At 45.7% G+C, this 19,617-nt stretch carries 14 protein-coding genes; 4 read left to right on the forward strand and 10 right to left on the reverse strand.

Annotation, left to right across the window (positions count from 1 at the left end; translation table 11 throughout):
- Nucleotides 1–47: 47 nt before the first annotated feature.
- From L5L94_RS01040 to betI, 6 genes are all read right to left on the reverse strand, one after another.
- Nucleotides 48–524 (reverse strand): MarR family winged helix-turn-helix transcriptional regulator, encoded by a 477-nt coding sequence (locus L5L94_RS01040; protein ID WP_198572150.1) that lies wholly within the window; start codon nucleotides 522–524, stop codon nucleotides 48–50.
- A 101-nt stretch (nucleotides 525–625) separates the two neighbouring features.
- Entirely contained in the window at nucleotides 626–1,330 is a 705-nt protein-coding gene (locus tag L5L94_RS01045) for a TorF family putative porin (protein ID WP_263160766.1), read from the reverse strand.
- 14 nt (nucleotides 1,331–1,344) lie between these two features.
- Complete coding sequence (locus tag L5L94_RS01050; protein WP_263160767.1) at nucleotides 1,345–2,562, reverse strand: BCCT family transporter; 1,218 nt, start codon at nucleotides 2,560–2,562, stop codon at nucleotides 1,345–1,347.
- A gap of 372 nt (nucleotides 2,563–2,934) precedes the next feature.
- Nucleotides 2,935–4,620 carry a choline dehydrogenase gene (gene betA, locus L5L94_RS01055; protein WP_263160768.1) on the reverse strand — a complete coding sequence of 562 codons (1,686 nt, stop codon included), beginning with the start codon at nucleotides 4,618–4,620 and terminating at the stop codon, nucleotides 2,935–2,937.
- A 9-nt stretch (nucleotides 4,621–4,629) separates the two neighbouring features.
- Nucleotides 4,630–6,093, reverse strand: coding sequence for a betaine-aldehyde dehydrogenase (gene betB / locus L5L94_RS01060; protein ID WP_263160770.1), 1,464 nt, complete (start codon nucleotides 6,091–6,093; stop codon nucleotides 4,630–4,632).
- Nucleotides 6,084–6,689, reverse strand: a complete 606-nt coding sequence (betI, locus tag L5L94_RS01065; protein WP_006080847.1) for a transcriptional regulator BetI — start codon at nucleotides 6,687–6,689, stop codon at nucleotides 6,084–6,086. Before betI ends, betB begins: the two co-directional genes overlap by 10 nt.
- 600 nt (nucleotides 6,690–7,289) lie before the next feature.
- Between betI and yiaY the strand changes: the two genes are divergently transcribed.
- The 3 genes from yiaY to L5L94_RS01080 all read left to right on the forward strand — a co-directional run bounded on the left by yiaY (nucleotide 7,290) and on the right by L5L94_RS01080 (nucleotide 10,149).
- Complete coding sequence (yiaY, locus tag L5L94_RS01070) at nucleotides 7,290–8,438, forward strand: L-threonine dehydrogenase (RefSeq protein ID WP_028760717.1); 1,149 nt, start codon at nucleotides 7,290–7,292, stop codon at nucleotides 8,436–8,438.
- Between the two features lie 850 nt (nucleotides 8,439–9,288).
- Nucleotides 9,289–9,654: a hypothetical protein gene (locus L5L94_RS01075; RefSeq protein ID WP_028760718.1), complete on the forward strand. Its 366-nt coding sequence runs from the start codon at nucleotides 9,289–9,291 to the stop codon at nucleotides 9,652–9,654.
- 288 nt (nucleotides 9,655–9,942) lie between these two features.
- On the forward strand, nucleotides 9,943–10,149 hold the full coding sequence (locus tag L5L94_RS01080; RefSeq protein ID WP_028760719.1) for a hypothetical protein: 207 nt from the start codon (nucleotides 9,943–9,945) through the stop codon (nucleotides 10,147–10,149).
- A gap of 80 nt (nucleotides 10,150–10,229) precedes the next feature.
- On the opposite strand, the gene L5L94_RS01085 is transcribed toward L5L94_RS01080, so the two are convergent.
- The 3 genes from L5L94_RS01085 to aceB all read right to left on the reverse strand — a co-directional run bounded on the left by L5L94_RS01085 (nucleotide 10,230) and on the right by aceB (nucleotide 14,245).
- Nucleotides 10,230–10,598 (reverse strand): acyl-CoA thioesterase, encoded by a 369-nt coding sequence (locus tag L5L94_RS01085; protein WP_006080843.1) that lies wholly within the window; start codon nucleotides 10,596–10,598, stop codon nucleotides 10,230–10,232.
- Nucleotides 10,599–11,129: 531 nt separating this feature from the next.
- Complete coding sequence (gene aceA, locus L5L94_RS01090) at nucleotides 11,130–12,455, reverse strand: isocitrate lyase (protein ID WP_198572101.1); 1,326 nt, start codon at nucleotides 12,453–12,455, stop codon at nucleotides 11,130–11,132.
- Nucleotides 12,456–12,595: 140 nt separating this feature from the next.
- Nucleotides 12,596–14,245, reverse strand: a complete 1,650-nt coding sequence (aceB, locus tag L5L94_RS01095; RefSeq protein ID WP_263160773.1) for a malate synthase A — start codon at nucleotides 14,243–14,245, stop codon at nucleotides 12,596–12,598.
- 860 nt (nucleotides 14,246–15,105) lie between these two features.
- Between aceB and L5L94_RS01100 the strand changes: the two genes are divergently transcribed.
- A complete protein-coding gene (locus tag L5L94_RS01100; protein ID WP_263160775.1) occupies nucleotides 15,106–17,550 on the forward strand; it encodes a TonB-dependent receptor in 2,445 nt (814 codons plus the stop codon).
- 93 nt (nucleotides 17,551–17,643) lie between these two features.
- Here L5L94_RS01100 and L5L94_RS01105 read toward each other — a convergent pair whose 3' ends face one another.
- Nucleotides 17,644–19,413, reverse strand: coding sequence for a monovalent cation:proton antiporter-2 (CPA2) family protein (locus L5L94_RS01105; protein ID WP_105249794.1), 1,770 nt, complete (start codon nucleotides 19,411–19,413; stop codon nucleotides 17,644–17,646).
- Between the last annotated feature and the right edge of the window lie 204 nt (nucleotides 19,414–19,617).

Raw genomic sequence — 19,617 nt, forward strand, 5'->3', positions numbered from 1 at the left:
TTCAGTGCTTTTTTATCTTATAACTTTAGTCGTTGAAAAAACGAAACTTACTCATCCCCTTGGATCTTCCCCACCAAGAGCATAGGCGCCGCATCAATTTTATCGGCGTCCATCATAGTCGCTATACGCTCAACGGCTGAGAGCAATTGACTCTGCTCCCATTCTTCAAGATTCTGATAACGCTTAATAAAATGATCCTGTAGCGGTTTAGGTGAGTCCTGTAACAGTACTCGGCCCGCATCACTAAGGTATAAATGCACCTTACGTTTATCAGTCTCACTGCGCAGACGGATCACTAAACCACGTCCCTCGAGTCGATCGATAATGGTCGTCACAGTCGCAGGGCTGAGCGTAATTTCTTCCGCCACGGTTTTAGCCAATGGCGCATCCAATTGGGCGATTTTCTGCATCACCATCAATTGCGGCCCAGTTAAACCTGAGTGTTTGTTCAGCTGGCGAGAATGAATGTCGATAGCGCGTATCACTCGGCGCAGCGAAATAAGCAGTTGTTCGTACTTTTCCATCGTTCTTTTCATTCTCCCCATTCTAAGCAACGAGTGCACCTTACCAGAAAGCGCGACTGAACTCACCCACGGGAGGTGCTTTTACGGTAAAATCCCTGATGTTACAACATGAACTGTCGCGATACCGACAACACGAGACGCTCGTCACTGGTATCTAAGTTCATGCTGGTATCTTCGGCTGCAAGACTGAAATCAAAGCCACTCCAGCTGGTCAGATAGGCGACACGGAAATGATTAAAAGATTTGCCACCATCCCATGACCATTTATCCTCATCAAGTGATGTCGAGCGATCGACACTAAAGCGAATATCATGTCCTTCAGCGACACTAACAGTATGGCCAAGCAACATAGTGTAATGCTCACCACCCAAACCAAAGTAATCCCATGTATAGGTCAACTTAGCCTCAGAGTGACCCAGTGAACTATCATATCCTAACTTGCTATACAGCTCAGGATAGTTGTACTCATCGGAAAACGACTCGCCGTGGTAAGTGTAATAGGCCAGTCCGACATCGAAACTCAGTTGCTCATTGAGCTGATAAAACTTACCCGCATAGGCATCGAGCTCCAACCAAGTGCCATCGCTGCCCCCAAAGTCGACGTTCGAGGTAAAGCCACCCACGTACCATCCCGAATCAAAACCGTAATCCAAATTGCCTTGCAGTGCTGGGCCGCTGTCAGTTTGGCTGACACCGTTAAAGGTGTAATCCGAAGTGGCCGTCACAGTGGCCGATAATCCGGCATTGGCCGCTGTTGACATCAATAACAACCCACCGGCGATAAGATAAAAACATTTTGATTTCATTATTAATTTTTCCATTAGTTAGCTAGCTCAATTTTAGTAAAGTCGATTTTGTTCTCTTTTGGCGAGCGCTCAATGGCACGAACAGTTTGCAATTGCGTCATCATGATGTAACCAAAACAGCTAAAGATCAGGCCCAGTGCGATTGCACCAACCCATTGAATTTGAAGAAAGTCTAATTGAAAGAGTAATGTCAGACTGCAGAGCAAGACTAAGTTAAAACTGACATATTTAAACTTGCCTAACCGCTCAATGGTCAGATTAAGATTATCGGTATACAGGCGCACCAGTGAGTCGAGGGAATTGATTACAAAGGTCACTCCCACGATCACCATCGCCAGATTATAGAAACCCGAAGTATCTAAGCCATTGGCGCTGTAGTAATAAAGTACGGTGAACCAAATCGCGATGGGGATAGACGGATACACCATCATGGCCAACAGCACTTGATAGGTTTTCATGCCGCCGACAAAGCGCGAGGTAAATTGACCGATCATAATGCTCCACGCAAACCACCAGAACAGATAAAACTCATGGTAGTCATTGATGGGTAACACAAAATGTTGAATATTGCCGAAGTAGTCACCCAGCATGGCAAAGGTCATAAAGAACTCGCCCACACTCGAGTCAGCCGATAAAAATGCACTGGCCCACATGATGGCAATCAAGCCTAAAAACAACCAAGTGCTAGCCAGACTCAAGATACGCACATAACGTATGCTAGTGCTGGAATACACAGCCGCGGCGATCACCATAAATACGATTAAATAGAAGCTACCGACTATGGTTTCGCCATCACCTAATTCGGGTAAATACCAAGGTAAATTGCTCAATAGCAAATAGGCGGTAAAGGCGCAGGTGCCAATAATTACGATATTATTGATGAACTTAACCCAAGGAATATCGAAGAATCTCACCCTAGGCTCGATGACACAAAAATAAAAACAGGTTAAAAAGTAGAAGCTCCAAATCAAGAAGGCCCAGAAGCCAAACTCAATCGCCAGCGGATTACTAAAGCCGTATTCAGGACTCGCCGCCACATTGGCGTAACCCGCAAACTCGGTGAGCGGAAACATGATCAAGCCGACATCAAGTCCTGAGGTAAACAGAATCGCGATAAAGGTAAAAGTACGTACAGGCGTCACGCCGATACAGCGAATATTGCCCCAGCGATAAATCACAAACGCAATCGCGGTAAAAGTGAACAGTATCCCTGCGGATAATAACCAAGTCATAATGAGCACTCAGTCCCAGTCGATACTGGGTGTAAGTCGGCATCTGGATATAAACCCATAAAATGTAACTCCATGTTTTTATTTAATAATAAAAACTGAACCATTTTTAAAGGCAACGTTCTGCCCTCAAGCCTTAAATATCGCTACTTAAAAATACTCCGCGATAGTTAAACCCTGATAGATGTTCAGTCGTGAAAGCGGTCATTTGCACACTCACTGCGGGCTGACCGACCCTTTAGATAAAATGAATCATGACCCTTTTGAGTAATCAATTAATGAGTTTTGAGTCATCAATTAATGAGTCACTTCAAAATTGAAGCCGCCAGTCCGTCGATACGACGGACTGAGCAGGCGTGTTGTTAACTTATGGCTTTAACTTGTCGCAGTACTTCTTTGTGTGGTTTGCCAAGCGTCGGCAACCACAACGGCGGAATCTGCTGGCACCAACATCTCAGCCTCTAAAATCAGATCCGCAGCGCGCTCGGCCAACATTATGGTCGGCGCATTCAAATTGCCGTTCGGGATAGTCGGGAAAATAGAAGAATCCACCACCCGTAAATTCTGCAATCCATGCACGCGGGTTTCGGGATCCACCACTGACATCGCATCCGTGCCCATCTTGCACGAGCAAGAAGGATGATAAGCACTCTCAACCGATTGACGCACAAAGGCATCGATTTGCGCATCGGTTTGCACTTGTGTGCCGGGTTGAATTTCCTCACCACGATACTCATCGAATGGCGCTTGATTGATGATCTCACGAGTCAAACGCACGCAGGCCCTAAAGCCTTCAATATCATCGGGATGCTGTAAATAATTGAACTGAATTTTGGGCGGCGCTTTAGGATCTGCCGACACTAAGGTCACGGCACCACGACTCTTAGGCTTGTTATGGCCCACATGTACCTGAAACCCATGACCCGCAAAGGCTTCTTTGCCATCGTAACGCATGGCCGCAGGTAAAAAGTGGTACTGTAAATCCGGCCACTCCAGACCCGCTTTTGAGCGAATAAAGCCACAGGACTCAAAGTGATTCGTGGCCCCTAAACCGGATCTATCTAAAATCCACCGAGCACCGATTAAGAACTTGCTGAAAGGATCTAACTTGCCATTGAGTGAAATCGGTTTAAGGCATTTGAATTGGAAATAAAACTCTAAATGATCCTGTAAATTCTGACCAACACCGGGCAACTCATGTTGTAACTCGACCCCTGCATCGGCCAATACTTGGGGATCGCCAATGCCTGATAATTGCAGTAAATGCGGCGAACCTATTGAGCCAGCAGCTAAAATCACGTCTTTGTTACAACGAATATCTTCAACTTTACCTTTGTGTTCAATGCGAACGCCAACAGCCGTTTGTCCTTCCAATAACACTTTATGCACTAAAGCGTGGGTCACAACCGTGAGGTTACGTCTAGCCATCGCTGGGCGTAAATAGGCGTTGGCGGTTGACCAGCGTACGCCTTTTTTGACCGTCATGTGCATAGGGCCAAAACCTTCTTGCTGCGCGGCATTATAATCGGCGGTCGATAAATACCCCGCCGCGATGCCCGCATCCACAAAGGCTTGATATAGCGGATTCTGCATCTGATTGCCGTTATTCACCCCTAACGGCCCTGACTCACCGCGATACTCATCACCACCAAAGGCCCAGGTTTCCGCCTTCTTAAAGTACGGTAAGCAGTGGCTATAATCCCAATCGGTCGCCCCTTGCGCCTGCCACTCATCAAAGTCCCTGGCATGACCACGAACGTATACCATGCCGTTGATCGACGATGAACCGCCAAGCACCTTGCCCCGAGGGCAATGCATCTTGCGATTATCTAAATACGGCTCAGGCTCAGTTTCAAACTGCCAAGCATATTTAGGGCTGTTCATCGGAATTGATAACGCTGTAGGCATTTGAATAAAGATGCTCTTATCGCTGCCTCCGGTTTCTAATAACAGCACTTCGTTTTTAGGATCCTTTGACAAGCGATTGGCGAGCACACAACCCGCTGAGCCTGCGCCAACTATGATGTAGTTATAATATTTTTGCTCTAATGACTGAGTCAAAATGCCTCCTTAAAATGGGCTTTCTAAGGGCTGTAGACCCACGTAAACGGCTTTAACTTGGGTGTAATGCTTGAGTGTCTCGCTACCGTTTTCACGGCCAATGCCCGACAACTTATAACCTCCCACGGGCATTTCGGCTGGCGAGGCGCCATAGGCATTGATCCAGCAAATACCCGCCTGTAACTGATGAATTACCCTATGAGCACGGCTGATATCTTGGGTAAACACCCCAGCGGCCAAGCCCATGGCGGTATTGTTTGCCCGAGCAATCACTTCGGCTTCCTCTTTAAAGGTGAGTACCGACATCACAGGGCCAAAGATTTCCTCTTTACAGATGCGCATCTCGTCGGTGCAATGGGTGAAAATCGTCGGGGCAACAAAGTAACCATTGGGAGCATTTTCCGGCGTTAGTGCTGTGCCACCGGTGAGCAGAGTTGCGCCGTCATCGATACCTTGCTGAATATAATCGAGTACTTTTTGCTGGTGATCTTTGGAGATCAAGGCGCCAAAGTTAGTCTCTGGCGCCATAGGATCGCCCACCACAATATTGGTTTGAGTACGCATAAGCAGTTTTTCGATAAAGCGTGGATAAACTGACTCATGGACAAACACCCGCGTCCCATTAGTACAGACTTCACCTTGGGTATAAAAGTTACCGAGCATGGCACCTGAAACCGCATTGTCGATATCAGCATCATCAAACACGATAAGCGGTGATTTACCACCGAGTTCCATAGTGACGTCTTTTAATGAACTTGCCGCCGCGGCCATGACTTTTTTACCGGTACCGACTTCACCCGTGAAGGACACTTTGGCAATATCTGGATGCCCCGTTAACCAAGCGCCAACCTTGCCGTCACCCATCACGACGTTAAATACGCCATCGGGCAGACCCGCCTCACTAAAGAGTTGCGCCAATTTCAGTGCGCCAAGCGGCGTTTCTTCCGAAGGTTTAAAAATCATCACATTGCCGCTAGCTAAGGCAGGTGCGGCCTTCCAACAGGCGATTTGCAATGGATAATTCCACGCGCCAATGCCAGAACAAATGCCTAAGGGCTCGCGGCGGGTGTAATAAAAATCCCCACCGACTTGCTGCTGCGCGCCTTCAAGCCCAGGGGCAATATGGGCGAAAAACTCGATAGCATCTGCGCCTGTGACCACATCAACCACTGAGGCTTCTTGCCAAGGTTTACCTGTGTCGCACACTTCGATTGCCGCGAGTTCATCATTACGAGCCCGCAATAATGCGACCGCGTTTAACAGAATACGGCTGCGTTCGGTGGCACTCATGGCAGACCAAATCGCAAAGCCTTTTTTGGCGCTTTCGATGGCCGCTTGCTGAATTTTTTCATCGGCCACTTGCACTCGATACGCCAATTGCCCCGTGGCGGGATTGACGACGTCGAAGGTTTCGCCGCTATCGTTTGCGAGCAACTGACCCGCAATAAAGTTGTACTGTACTTCTACTGACATGTTTTGACTCCATGCTGCTTTATCACATTGTGGATAAAGGTTTTGCATAATTTTTCGGCCTGAACAAAATCCTGCTCAGGGGTTTCACTTAAGGCGCTGCGTAACCAGAATCCATCGATCATCGCCGCCGTTTGCTCAGCAGCCATCAGGGCAAACTCTTTGGGCAACACGTGCCGAAAGGAAAAATGTAAGTTGCTGTATAAGCGGCGACTATTGATATTCTGCAAACGGGCTAACTGGGGATCGTGGACGGCCTGTGCCCAAAAACTCAGCCAAGTGTGAGTGACATTTCGCGAGCGTTGTAACTCGGTAAAATTCGCTTCAACTATCATCATTAAGCGCTCTGTTGGCGCCAACACTTGTCCTTGGATTCGATTGAGCAACGCTTGCTTTAACTGCTCGAGCAAGTGGCGCAGCGTCGCTTGGATCAAGCCCTGCTTACCACTGAAATAATGACTGATGATCCCCGACGACATCCCCGCCAACTGACTAATGCTGTTGATGGTCGTGTGCTGCAATCCATGCAAGGCAACCGATGCTAATGTCGCATCGATAAGCTGCTGTCTGCGTATCAATTTCATTGCGGCTTTAGGCATACATACTCAAGGAATAACCACTCTCTCAATACTCTGAACGACGTTAATTGAACGTTCAATTAACAATCATAGTAATGATTAGTGATGTAACTATCAACCTAAAATGCCACAGTGACAAAGCTCACAATTTAGTTATGCAAAAAAGAATTAATGTATAAAAACAAGATAAATGTATAGATTTCTTTGACTTGCGGCCCTACCACAACCACTGCAGCACGCATGAATTAATATTAGATATCAAACTAATTAATTGGAGTTAATGCTACAAATGAGAGTGTTTATGAGGTTTAACCTCTGTTAGATTTAACAATTGAGCCGTCAAACTCTGGATAAAAAGTGGGATAAAAAGTAAACGAAAAATGCACAGGAATGATGCATCACCAGGGGCGCTAACAACGCTAAAAAAACCATATCGTACGCCAACACTAATACCCGTCATAAAAGTCCGAAATTTAGTTACCCAGTTCCAACTTTAGTGGGAAATTACCCTCAGATAAGCGCCGAACTCGATCAAGCTCACACTTTCACTACCTCCAAATTGGTAGCTTGATCACCAGAAAAGAACACAACTTAATCTTTACAAGCAAATAGGTGGATTTTATGGCTGCTAAATTTTTTATTCCTTCTGTCAACGTATTAGGCCAAGGCGCAGTGGATGATGCTATCGGTGACATCAAAACCTTAGGCTTTAAACACGCACTCATAGTGACAGATAAACCCTTAGTCAAGATTGGCTTAGTGGGTGAAGTGGCCGAAAAACTCGGTCAAAATGGCATTACCTCCACCATCTATGATGGCGTACAACCTAACCCAACAGTGACGAACGTCGAAGCGGGTTTAGCCCTGTTAAAAGCCAACAAGTGTGACTTTGTGATTTCACTCGGCGGCGGCTCACCCCATGATTGCGCCAAGGGTATCGCCCTTGTTGCCACCAATGGTGGCAGCATCAAAGACTACGAAGGGTTAGATCAATCCGCGAAACCACAGTTGCCGTTAGTTGCCATTAATACGACGGCAGGTACTGCCAGTGAAATGACGCGCTTCTGTATCATTACCGACGAAGCCCGCCACATTAAAATGGCGATTGTCGATAAACACACCACGCCTTTGCTGTCGGTCAACGACCCTGAGTTAATGCTGAAAAAGCCTGCGAGCCTCACGGCCGCAACCGGTATGGATGCACTGACTCACGCGGTTGAAGCCTATGTGTCTATTGCAGCTAACCCGATCACCGACGCCTGTGCGATCAAGGCCATGGAATTGATTCAAGCTAACTTAGTCAACGCAGTTGAAAACGGTCAAGACATCAACGCTCGTGAACAAATGGCCTACGCCCAGTTCTTAGCGGGTATGGCGTTTAACAATGCCAGCTTAGGTTATGTGCATGCGATGGCGCACCAATTAGGCGGTTTCTACGATCTGCCCCACGGCGTGTGTAACGCTCTGCTGCTGCCACATGTGCAGGAATACAACGCCCAGGTCGTCCCTGCTCGCTTAAAAGACATTGCCAAGGCTATGGGCGTGGATGTGTCTGCGATGACAGATGAACAAGGTGCCAGTGCGGCGATAGCGGCAATCAAAAAGCTGTCTGTTGCGGTTAAGATCCCTGAAAATCTGACCTTATTAGGCGTGAAAGCGGAAGATATTCCAACACTTGCGGATAACGCGTTAAAAGATGCCTGTGGATTCACCAATCCAAAACAAGCGACCCATGCGGAGATCTGTCAGATCTTCACTAATGCGCTGTAATTGTGCGCAGTAATCGCCATACCTTACCAATCGCAAGTTATCGCACTGCAATCGTGCGCTAACTTGCTGGATAACGACTGATTGTCCTGCTAGTGCGTAAACACGACTTCATCCTCCAATGAATTCGTTTTAGGCTCCAATAGTGCACAGATTATTGCTGCACTATTGGGGCCTTTTTTACACCTGTATCAACAAGATGGTGAGGTAAGTTGCTATCTTAAAAATTGAGTAACAAAAACCAACATAAAACTCAGTGTCTATGCACCTTTGCACAGACAAAACACTCACAAATCAGCATATTCAAGAAGAAAGGATCTGAACCTAAAATATTCATAGCAAAATGATATAAAAAACGTGATCTCTGTGGGTTACAGACTGTTACAGATCCGATAAGATGGCCCCAGTTCGCTTTTTCCCTGCAAAAGATGAAGCCAGCTGAGAGGCCCGTTCTAACGAATGGGCCTCTGTCCATTCTGCCTTCTGCGTTTCCTCTGCAACAACTTATGCTGCCACTTAATCGTATTGCGCCCACCAAAGCCTAATTAACCTATTTACTCCGCTGTTCGCTCTTTTTATCAATAAGACTTACTGACGACCAAGTTGTTGCTTTATTAATCAGTAATTCAGCAAAAGCGAAACTTCACCCAAAACTGAGATCTAGCACAAAGTTATTGGCATAAAACTCATGCTAAATAGAGACATGACAGATTAAGTAAATGGTTAATTTTCATGCAGTAACTATCCTTCTCCGTCAAAAAACATCAAGGCTATATAGACTTAATTAATGATTGACCGAATTCAAAAACGATGCCTATGATGGCAACAATATCCTCGAACAGGTAGGTACGCTATGACTGCAATCACCCATGTATATAACTACACAGTTAGATGTCCACATTACAAAGATCCTGAACATCCCGTTACTTGGTTAAATCATATTGAAATGAACCAGTCCTGTGAGATCGCGTTAAATCGCATCACTAAATGGCACGAGCTTTCTGGGGAAAAAACCTTCGAAACAAATAAGTTTGTGGTTCGTAAAGCCGAAAATGAAGATGCTTACTTCTCAATGCAGAGTGACAGACTCAAAAATGACGGCCATGCCTTAGTCACCTTTAAAATCTTTTTAGACGATTGCTGTGACGATGCGGCGCCTGAAGAAATCATGCAGCACCTGATTGAAGACTATCAACAACGCTTAGCCAAACTCGAATAATCTTTGCAGTATTATTTAGCGACCTTAGACGCCAGTGCGCAAAACGCCACTGGCGTTTTTATTTGTCGAGTTCGATAACTCAACCCACGACGTCATTTAATGCTCTTAGTTTCACTCACTCGGTTGACACTCGCCCAGAAGCATTGCAACAGCGACTCGGCAGATAATATCGCCATAGCGTGATTCAGCTCAAGATCTGTTATATTGTCCCGAATGTCATTTAGCACAGTAAAAATGGCAAGGCCCAGTAAATTGAGTTACGAACTTAAATTGAGGATTGGCATCACAATGAATAAAGCGACGCTCATTATTATTCCTTTATTACTCGCTACATCCGCCTGTGCGGATTTAAAGGACGCAGGCCGTGCCATCGGCACAACGACTAAAGAAGTCACCACTGAGATAGGCCACGCGACTCGAGACACGACAAAAGCCATAGGTCATGCTTCACGGGATGCGGTCAAATCGGTAAAAGAAGATTTAACCAAAGACTAATGACAGTGACGCCTAGGCGTCACTGCTCATTTTAAGCATCTTATACATTTAAGCATCACGCATTTTAAGCGCCACGCCCCTTAAGCCGCATTCGCCCGAATACCATGGGGCACAGGCAATCCTTGGGCATTCACATGCACAAACACCATCTTATCTATACTCACCACTGGCGCCTGCGTCATCTTATTGCGTACTTGACAGCTGACAGTAATCGAGCTGTGGCCGAGACTCACGAGCTCCAGACCAAACTCAATCACATCTCCTTGATGCGCTGGCGTCATAAAGTTGATTTCAGAAATCAGCTTAGTCACATGACTGGTACTCTTCATCTGGCAGGCAGCAAAAATAGCAGCCTCCTCGTCTATCCAACTGAGCAACTGACCGCCAAACAAGGTATTTGCTGGATTTAAATGTTCAGGTTTAACTAAACGGCGACTGTAATATTTCATGGCGGTGACCTCAATGTGAATGCCAATAATCAGCTTTAATGCACTGTAACTTCCCGTAATATTCAGAGCATTTTCCAGGCCACTATTGATAGCCATTAAATAACAATGAGATAGCAATAAGCTGCTGTAAAATAATCCGATTATTGCACCAAGTCGCATCAGAGTTGCACCATATTAATCAGCGCAATAATGAACCAATAAGCAAAAAAATAGCGACTCATAGAGTCGCCAAGCTAAGGCAAGCAAAAACTTACTGGGTAGGAAGTTAAGTCACGAGGTTTGACTTAAAAACCCGCACAGCACATGTAGGCGAACTGCACGGGGACAACAGCTGCAAAGCAGCTAAACACAGGTTTACAGGTAACACTCTTTCACACTCGACTCGAGATTTAAGCTGCAAGCTCAGTAACTCATCACAGTCCGCCTTGCCCTCTATTTCGAGTTTTTAACCACGCCTCACCAGATACATCAGCATAAGGCGTGCTAAGGAGTGATCCACAATCACAATGGATCATCCTAAGCGCTTACTGCTTAAAACTGCTCTTCTTCGGTGGAACCTGTCAGTGCGGTCACTGATGAATGGCCACCTTGAATAACCGTAGTCACTTGGTCGAAATAACCTGTGCCCACTTCCTGTTGATGCGCGACGAAGGTGTAACCTTTCTTCGCAGCAGCAAACTCAACTTCTTGAACTTTCTCAACATAATGCTTCATGCCTTCGCCACGAGCATAGTCGTAAGCGAGGTCGAACATGTTGTACCACATGTTGTGGATACCGGCTAAAGTGATGAACTGGTACTTGTAGCCCATGTCTGATAATGCTTGTTGGAAGCGCGCGATAGTGGCGTCGTCCAGATTTTTCTTCCAGTTGAACGAAGGCGAACAGTTATAAGCAAGCAGTTGATCTGGGTACTGAGCATGAATCGCCTCAGCAAAAATACGCGCTTCTTCAAGATCCGGTTTAGCGGTTTCACACCAAATCAAATCTGCATAAGGGGCATAAGCAAGACCACGAGAAATCGCTTGGTCAAGACCGGCTTTCACACGGTAGAAACCTTCATTGGTGCGCTCTCCAGTCACGAAATCACGATCGTATGGGTCGCAATCTGAAGTTAACAAATCGGCCGCGTTAGCATCGGTACGGGCGATAACCAGTGTATCGACACCGCTCACGTCCGCCGCTAAACGTGCAGCAACCAACTTTTGAACCGCTTCTTGGGTTGGCACTAATACTTTGCCGCCCATGTGACCACATTTTTTCACTGAAGCTAACTGATCTTCAAAGTGAACGCCGGCAGCGCCCGCGTCGATCATCGACTTCATCAGTTCGAAGGCATTTAATACGCCGCCAAAACCCGCTTCTGCGTCAGCAATAATTGGCAGAAAGTAATCAACAAATTTTTCATCTTCTGGATTAACGCCATTGCCCCACTGAATTTGGTCAGCACGACGGAATGAATTATTGATGCGTGACACCACAGCTGGCACTGAGTTGGCTGGGTATAAAGATTGATCTGGGTACATAGTGCCGGCTAAGTTAGCATCGGCTGCCACTTGCCAACCTGAAAGGTAAATCGCTTCGATACCCGCTTTCGCCTGTTGTACCGCTTGACCACCCGTTAACGCACCCAATGAATTCACATAGCCTTTTTTAGCGCCACCGTTAACCAATTCCCATAACTTAGCAGCACCGCGCTTAGCGATAGTATTCTCAGGCACGATTGAACCGCGAAGCGCAACCACTTCTTCTGCGGTATAAGGACGACGCACGTGTTTCCAACGTGGGTTTTCTGCCCAATCTCGCTTGATTGCATCAATCTGTTCTTGACGTGAAGTCTGAGTCGTTGCCTTAGTCATAGTGTCGCTCCTTTCTCTTTGATGTTGTAGCTATCATGAAACTGCCCCCCAGTTTCACTCTGCTAAATTATTTGGTTGGCGGTAGCCCCGCCACAGCTAAATCTGATTGATATAAAACGGTTTAAGCAAATGGGTTCATTCTAAGCTGTCAGCATTTCGTAACCGGGTAAGGTTAAGAAATCGACCAGCTCGTCGGAGGTGGTAATGTCTTCGAGCAATACCGCCGCTTGGGTGAATTTGCCATGGGTGAATCTGTCGCTACCCACTTCTTTTTTCACGTTCGACAGCTCTTCAACCAACATGTCTTTAAAGAGTTGTTTGGTCACTAATTTTCCGTTTGACAGCGACTTACCGTGTTGGATCCATTGCCAAATTGAGGCTCTAGAGATCTCAGCCGTAGCCGCATCTTCCATTAAGCCGTAAATAGGTACACAACCATTGCCGCTGATCCACGCCTCTAAATACTGCAGGGCGATACGAATGTTCAGACGCATCCCTTGTTCAGTGCGCTCACCATCGCAGGTTTTAAGCAGTTCGCTAGCCAGGATTGGCGCGTCGACATCACGGGTAATATGCAATTGATTACAGTGATCTTGGCCTATGTATTCGTTGAAAATCCCCATAGCGGTGTCGGCAAGGCCAGGGTGCGCGACCCAAGTGCCATCGTGGCCGTTACGCGCTTCTAGTTCTTTATCCTTACGCACCCGCTGCAATACGGCTTCGTTCTGAGCAGGATCTTTAGCAGGAATAAAGGCTGCCATGCCGCCCATCGCTAAGGCACCGCGTTTGTGGCAGGTCTTAATCAAGAGTCTTGAATAAGCGCTTAAGAAAGGCGTATCCATAGTGACGGCTTGGCGATCCGGTAAGACTCGGTCGCTATGACGTTTTAATGTTTTGATATAACTGAAGATGTAATCCCAACGACCACAGTTCAGTGCGACGATATTGGAACGTAGTTCATAGAGAATTTCGTCCATTTCGAACACGGCAGGCAAAGTCTCAATCAAGCAAGTACATTTAATCGTGCCCGCTTGCAGACAGAATCTGTCCTCAACAAAAGCAAACACTTTTGCCCACCAGCGCGCTTCAATATGACTTTCTAACTTAGGAATATAAAAATATGGACCACTGCCCTTGGCCAAAAGTTGGCGATAGTTGTGGTAGAAATACAGTGCGAAATCAAACAGTGAGCCAGGAATCGCTTTGCCATTAAACTGCACGTGTTTTTCTTTAAGGTGCAGACCACGAACGCGGCAGATAAGCACTGCAGGATTTGGCCCTAATTTATAGTGCTTACCCGTGTCCGGTGCTGTGTACTCAATATCACCACGCACGGCATCACGTAGATTGATTTGACCTTCGACGACTTTTTCCCAGCTCGGTGCTAAGGAATCTTCAAAGTCGGCCATAAACACTTTGGCGTTGGCGTTGAGTGCGTTAATCACCATTTTACGTTCAACGGGACCGGTGATTTCCACGCGGCGATCAAGCAAGTCATCGGGAATACCGCGAATCTGCCATGCACCATCACGGATAGCGCGGGTTTCAGGCAGAAAGTCAGGTAATGCTCCTTTATCAATACGTGCTTGTTTATCTTTACGTTTAGCGAGTAAGGCGGGTACTTCGTCGGCAAATTCACGACAAAGGGATTCGAGTAAGGCGACAGCCCCTTCGGTAAAGATGACTTCTTGGCCTGGAATGTCACGACCCACAATATTAAGCGTGGCGTTTGCTGTAGCTTTACCCAGTGTCGAATTCAATTGCTGTTCACTCAAAGTGTGTTCCGTCATCTTGATGCCCTCCCAAGAGGCTCCACTATCACAGGCTTAACGCTGACATATAAAGCAGTAGCATCCCCAATCACCACAGCTTATAAACTCACCAAAAAACCATCAAATGTTTGTTTCGAACTAAAACTTACCGACAAACGTTTGTATTTGCAACAGTCCAAGATTGACAAAAACATGCATTAACCTAAGTAAAAACCATGCTAAAATTGGTCTGACCAAGCAAGAAAATTAACTACAAATAACTGATAAATATGCAATTAAACATTTTAATCACATATGACAATTGCAGTTAAATGAAACTTGTCAGACAACTTTACCAATCAATACGCAAAGTAATTAATTACGTAATTAAATAACTAAGAGTAAATTTATTATTACATCATTTTTACTATATTAGACCTAAGTAGAAAATGCTCAATGTTTTGAACTAACCTAGAGGTAAGTCAGATAAATTCATATGAATCATAATGATAAAGACTGTTGCTATTGCTGCAAATTAAAACGACCGTTTTATTTTGACGTTTACGTAAACGAAACAAGTGTCGTGTGCGATTCAAACTAAGTACCAGGTTGCGTTTCCCGATCAACAAGGTGGGATGTGATGGTTAACTCAAAAAATAAATCACTTTTTTATAAAAAAAATGAAACAAATTTGACATTACAGCGGGATGAAGCTTAGACGCGACTTTTTATGAAGCTTTTCTCCTGCGAGAACCCATACCTTACTTCCTCAAATACATGCCTTTTCGTAACACTTATTCGCAGCACTGCACATTTCAACCACGACATCTGAAACATATGTTGCCAACTTAAATGCAAATCATTACTATTCGCGACCTATTTATTTGGGGGAACCATTAATGAAATCATTTCGTTTGTCACTAACTGCACTCGCCTGCCTTTCCGTTTTATCGCAAGCTGCATCCGCCGAAGCTAACTCGGTATCAGCAAATACTGAAGCCAACGTTGAGCGCATCACGGTTTATGGCAGACAAAACTCAGTGGTGAAAAATTCAGGGCTAGCGACTAAATCCGACATGTCTCTCATGGAAACACCCGCTGCAGTTGTAATTGTTGACCAAGAACTGATCGAAACCCAAGGTACAGATAATCTGCAAGACTTGATCCGTAACATCAGTGGTGTGACTCAAGCGGGTAATAACTATGGCATCGGTGACAACATAGTCATCCGTGGTTTAGGCGCAAATTACACCTATGACGGTATGTATGGCGGTGCTGGCCTTGGTAACACTTTCAACCCCACGCGCTCTTTAACCAACGTTGAATCCGTAGAAGTATTAAAAGGCCCAGCGACTGGACTCTATGGCATGGGGAGTGCTGGTGGCGTCATCAATTTAATTGAGAAAAAACCGCAATTCGAGTCAAAAAACAAATTTACCGCCGAAGTTGGACAATGGGATACCTACTCCTTTGCTCTGGATAGCACGGGCGGTCTGAGCGATGATGTCGCCTACCGTTTAGTGGCCAAATCCGGCCGCAGTGATGGGTATCGCGATATAGGTACAGACAGAGACGAAATCTATGGCGCCTTAAAATGGGTATTAAGTGATAGCCAAGATGTAATGCTTTCAGGTGCTTACATCAAAGATGCTATTGCCGTTGACTCTATTGGCCACCCGATTCGAATTTACAATGCCGATTCAGTCGGCGGTAAGAGCGCGGGAGAGGTCACTTGGCAGGATTTGATCAACGATCCAAGTGGTAAAGGTCTACAACTGACCGATGCACAGCGTCAGCAGTTAGCGGCCTCGTTGTCGGGTGCTGACGGCTTAAGGCCCTATTCGTTTGGTGATGCAGGGCTGATTTCACCCATGGCGAAGGACAATGAAGGCGAAGAGTTAAGATTTAAACTAACCCACAATATTTACTTCAACGATAGTCTGTTTCTTAATCAGCAATTACAGTATCGCGACTACACTTCAGGCTTCGCCCGCCAAACAGGTGCTTATAACTACGTCTACTGGAAACAAGGCAAAAACCCGATCAACGCAGATCCCCGCGCGCCATTAGTTGAAAACGGCGAACTTTATCCTTTTGCTGCAAGACGTCAGGAATACCGTAAAGTGGATGCCGACGAGACTTCGTGGCAGTACTTTGCCGATCTACGTTATGATTTCCAAATTGGCAATATAGACAATGAATTATTGGTCAATGCCAACTATGAAGACCGTAATATTCGTTTCCAGCAATATTCAATCTACGATGCGGATCAAATCTTTAAAAACAAAGATGGCAAAATCATTTACCAAGGATCTCTGCCTTATATATACGACATCCGCAATCCTAATTGGGGCACAGGTAAATTCGAGGACTATGACCCACTCAAAACCGCTAACTATGACAAAAAAGTCAGCGCTTGGGGCGTAGGCTTACAACATGTCAGTTATCTGCCATACGGCTTTACCACACGTATTGGTGTTGCCTTTAATGAGATTAAACAAGCCTATGAGCACTTTGGTGTTGATCCACGCTATAGCACTAGCCAATCCCAAGCGACACCAGAAGCCGATACCACAGATAACGGTATGACCTATAACCTAGGGTTAACCTACATGCCGATTGAGGATTTATCATTTTTCATCAACCATTCTAAAGGGCGCACCGCTTACAGTGTACTTGATGCAGTAAAAGATAATGCTACCGACCGAGATGATTCAGAATCAATTAGCAATGATCTAGGTATGCGCTTTAAAGCATTTGAGGATCAATTGCTTGGCTCACTGGTATTCTTTAAAAGCTCGCGTACTAATGTCGCCTATAACAACCCTGATTATACCAATGGCATATTAACCCCTAATATTCCCGTATATTTTTACGATGGCAGCGAAGATACTCAGGGGGTCGAACTCGATCTCAATGCCCACCTGAATGATCAATGGCGCGTTAACCTTAATGGCATGTACCAAGATGCAAGGGATAAGCAAAACCCGAATGACGTCGCAAATTACGACAGCCGTCAAAAAGGTGTGCCTTATGTCACCGCCAGTGCTTGGGTTACCTATGGCGCGGATTGGTTTAGATTATCAAACCCAATCGAGCTGAGCCTTGGTGCAAAATTTGTCGATGATCGCAGTACGCACTCAAGCTCATTTGGTATTCCAGACGGTTATGTGCCTAGCTATACCGTCGTTGACTCGGCGGTGAGCTACAACGCGGATTCTTGGAAAATCCAGCTGAACATCAATAACCTTTTCAATAAAGACTATTACAGTAAAGCCATGTTCCTCGGAGGAATGCCGGGTGAAGAACGCAACGTCAAACTGCAATACAGCTATAGCTTTTAACACCTAAACATCAGCGTTAAATTTGATGTTGTAAACCAATAAAAAAGAGAGCATTTATGCTCTCTTTTTTATATCCAAATCAGAGTGACAACATTAGCTCACATTCTCCCTATCGCCACGCATAAGGGATTCCAACTCTGCCTTACCCTTATTCGATAGATTGATTAACGTCGCTAAATCATTTTGATGGGCTGCGCTAGCAATCACCAGTTTCTTATCATGTTCAGCAAAGATTTTTACCCGCTCATTGGCTTGTACCTGCGATAAACCTAGACCTTGGAGAATCTTCTCACTGGCCGATAGCGCCGAACCAAAGGTCTCACGAAACACATCCGTCACCCCAAGGCTCATCAAACGATAAGCATGGTTACGGTCCCTCGCCCGCGCGACTATGTTGATATGGGGAAAATGTGTTTTCACTTGCTGAGCAATTTCAATGGAATCCTCAACACTGTCCACGGCAAGCAATAATAATCTAGACCGAGCAATCCCAGCCGACATCAACATGTCTAAGCGTCTGGCATCACCAAAATACACTTCACCACCGTATTTACGAATAACATCCACATGACTCGCATCCTTATCCAATGCGACAAAAGGGATACCTGATGAGGCCAAAATACGACCCGTGATCTGGCCTACTCGACCAAATCCAGCAATCACCACTTCAGATTCGGTGACATTAATCGTATCTGGCAGACGAGTATCCACCACTTTGGCTTTAGTTGCTCGGAACAAAGTAAACAATAGAGGCGTTACTGCCATAGACAAACCAATAGCAAGCACAAGGACTTGCGCAATTTTATCGCCGACAATACCAGATAGCTGCGCCTGAGATAAAAGCACAAAGGCAAATTCACCGCCTTCTGCAAGGATCAACCCCAATGCAATACTCGGTCGCCATTTGTGGTGCCGAATGCGACCCAACACCATAAGCACAAAGGTTTTAATCAGCAACATAGCCATTAAAATACCCAGAATAAGTAACGGATCAGATATCAATAATTTCAAATCCATACTCATACCGACAGCCATGAAAAACAGCCCAAGCAATAAGCCTTTAAAAGGTTCTATGTCAGTTTCGAGCTGGTGCCGATAACTTGAGTTAGCGAGCATAATACCCGCCAAAAATGCCCCCATACCCGCGGAAAGCCCCAACCACTCCATTAACTCAGCGCTACCCATGACCAGCAATAATGCAAAAGCGGTCAGCACTTCACGCACCCCACTGCTTGCCACTAGTTTAAGGAATTTAGGCAGTAAATATTTCCCCACTAACACAAAACCAACGAGCGCAAGACACGTCCAGTACCAAGGCACCGCATGATGTTCAATCTGAGCAGAATTGGGCGCCAAATATGCTGTCAGCAGCAACATAGGGATAACCGCAAGATCTTGCATTAACAAGACCCCAAAAGCATCACGTCCAAGTGGGGTTGTAAGCAACCTATGCTCACTCATTAACTGCACGGCAAAGGCTGTCGATGATAAAGATAGCGCGGCGCCAACCACTAAAGCCGCCTCAATAGACAAGCCAAAGCCCCAAGCCAAACCTCCAATCGCAGCCCATGACAACAACAGCTGACCACTGCCTAAACCAAAGATTGCACTGCGAAGTTCCCATAATTTACTTGGATTCAATTCGAGTCCAAGTACAAACAGCATAAGTACCACACCTAACTCGGCAAAATGCAACACGGCTGCAGGATCAGAAACCAACGCCATACCACCTGGGCCTAAAATAATCCCTGCGGCCAAATAGGAAAGAATAGGGCCCGCGCCAAAACGTTTACCCAAGGGAACAAAAATAACCGCCGCCAATAAAAATAGCAGCACCGACGTGAGTAAACTCGACTGTTCCATGAAGGCTCCAACGGAAAAAGGAATGCGCATTGTTCTATGTAAGGACCCAGCAATAGCTAGGCAATTATCAGCTATGATATCCCATTTATTTATTAACAAGGTCAAGGCAATTCATTAAAAATAAGAAATTTTTGATACGGAAAACACTTAAGCGTGGGGGAAATCAACTGGAGCAACAAAGCAGAGTAAAAGAGCGCTTAGAGA

It is taken from the genome of Shewanella sp. SM21, assembly GCF_025654335.1.
Lineage (GTDB): Bacteria > Pseudomonadota > Gammaproteobacteria > Enterobacterales > Shewanellaceae > Shewanella > Shewanella oncorhynchi.

Bases quoted from the DNA above. Each gene is read 5' to 3' on its own strand.
- L5L94_RS01040 (WP_198572150.1), bottom strand. From the start codon at position 524: ATGGAAAAGTACGAACAACTGCTTATTTCGCTGCGCCGAGTGATACGC.
- L5L94_RS01045 (WP_263160766.1), bottom strand. From the start codon at position 1,330: ATGAAATCAAAATGTTTTTATCTTATCGCCGGTGGGTTGTTATTGATG.
- L5L94_RS01050 (WP_263160767.1), bottom strand. From the start codon at position 2,562: ATGACTTGGTTATTATCCGCAGGGATACTGTTCACTTTTACCGCGATT.
- betB (WP_263160770.1), bottom strand. From the start codon at position 6,093: ATGTCAGTAGAAGTACAGTACAACTTTATTGCGGGTCAGTTGCTCGCA.
- betI (WP_006080847.1), bottom strand. From the start codon at position 6,689: ATGCCTAAAGCCGCAATGAAATTGATACGCAGACAGCAGCTTATCGAT.
- yiaY (WP_028760717.1), top strand. From the start codon at position 7,290: ATGGCTGCTAAATTTTTTATTCCTTCTGTCAACGTATTAGGCCAAGGC.
- L5L94_RS01075 (WP_028760718.1), top strand. From the start codon at position 9,289: ATGACTGCAATCACCCATGTATATAACTACACAGTTAGATGTCCACAT.
- L5L94_RS01080 (WP_028760719.1), top strand. From the start codon at position 9,943: ATGAATAAAGCGACGCTCATTATTATTCCTTTATTACTCGCTACATCC.
- L5L94_RS01085 (WP_006080843.1), bottom strand. From the start codon at position 10,598: ATGAAATATTACAGTCGCCGTTTAGTTAAACCTGAACATTTAAATCCA.
- aceA (WP_198572101.1), bottom strand. From the start codon at position 12,455: ATGACTAAGGCAACGACTCAGACTTCACGTCAAGAACAGATTGATGCA.
- aceB (WP_263160773.1), bottom strand. From the start codon at position 14,245: ATGACGGAACACACTTTGAGTGAACAGCAATTGAATTCGACACTGGGT.
- L5L94_RS01100 (WP_263160775.1), top strand. From the start codon at position 15,106: ATGAAATCATTTCGTTTGTCACTAACTGCACTCGCCTGCCTTTCCGTT.
- L5L94_RS01105 (WP_105249794.1), bottom strand. From the start codon at position 19,413: ATGGAACAGTCGAGTTTACTCACGTCGGTGCTGCTATTTTTATTGGCG.